Genomic DNA, 1040 nt, shown 5'->3' on the forward strand with positions numbered 1-1040 from the left:
AAGGCGCGTACGTTCTAAGGCACACGCCAGTCAAAGGGAATTTGGAAATGGCCAAACGAATTTTTGAAGTCTATCGCTACGACCCGGACAAGGACGCGGCGCCGCGCATGCAGTCGTACGAGCTGGAAATCACGCACGAGCGCATGCTGCTCGACGCGCTGGTCAAGCTCAAGGAACTGGATGAGACGCTGTCGTTCCGCCGTTCGTGCCGCGAAGGCGTGTGCGGTTCGGACGCCATGAACATCAACGGCAAGAACGGTCTGGCGTGTCTCACGAACCTGAACGAACTGCCGGCGAAGATTGTGCTGCGTCCGCTGCCGGGCCTGCCGGTCGTGCGCGACCTGATCGTCGACATGACGCACTTCTTCAACCAGTACCACTCGATCAAGCCGTACCTGATCAACGACACGCCGCCGCCCGAGAAGGAGCGTCTGCAGTCGCCCGAACAGCGCGACGAGCTCGACGGCGTGTACGAGTGTATTCTGTGCGCGAGCTGCTCGACGTCGTGCCCGAGCTTCTGGTGGAATCCGGACAAGTTCGTCGGCCCGGCGGGCCTGCTGCAGGCTTACCGCTTCATCGCGGACAGCCGCGACGAAGCCACCGGCGAGCGCCTGGACAACCTCGAAGACCCGTACCGTCTGTTCCGTTGCCACACGATCATGAACTGCGTCGACGTTTGCCCGAAGGGGCTGAACCCGACGAAGGCGATCGGCAAGATCAAGGAACTGATGGTTCGCCGCGCGGTTTGACGCTGCGTGCCAGAAATAAGCGAAATGGAATCGCACCAGTCTGATCCCCATCGCCGCGCGCGCCTTCGCTGGCGCGCACGGCGCGGTCTGCTCGAAAACGATCTGATTTTCGAGCGGTTTTTGGACCGCTATGAGCATGACCTCAGCGACGCCGATGTGGGCGCTCTCACGCGCCTGCTCGAGCTGAGCGATAACGACCTGATGGACTTGCTGCTTGCACGCAAGGAACCAGAAGGCGACCTTGCCGACCCGGACGTGAAGCGGGTGCTGGAGCTGCTTCGCAACGTTTGA

2 protein-coding genes are annotated in these 1040 nt (G+C 61.4%); both read left to right on the forward strand.

What is annotated here, in order from left to right:
* Positions 1-47: 47 nt before the first annotated feature.
* A complete protein-coding gene (locus HV773_RS36500) occupies positions 48-749 on the forward strand; it encodes a succinate dehydrogenase iron-sulfur subunit (protein ID WP_175198553.1) in 702 nt (233 codons plus the stop codon).
* Between the two features lie 24 nt (positions 750-773).
* The gene (locus HV773_RS36505; RefSeq protein WP_175198554.1) at positions 774-1040 is read left to right on the forward strand and encodes an FAD assembly factor SdhE; all 267 of its coding nucleotides are present in this window, start codon (positions 774-776) and stop codon (positions 1038-1040) included.

This window comes from Paraburkholderia caffeinitolerans, from assembly GCF_902859945.1.
GTDB lineage: Bacteria > Pseudomonadota > Gammaproteobacteria > Burkholderiales > Burkholderiaceae > Paraburkholderia > Paraburkholderia caffeinitolerans.

Excerpts from the sequence above, each read along its gene's own strand:
- HV773_RS36500 (WP_175198553.1), top strand. The coding sequence starts at position 48 with ATGGCCAAACGAATTTTTGAAGTCTATCGCTACGACCCGGACAAGGAC.
- HV773_RS36505 (WP_175198554.1), top strand. The coding sequence starts at position 774 with ATGGAATCGCACCAGTCTGATCCCCATCGCCGCGCGCGCCTTCGCTGG.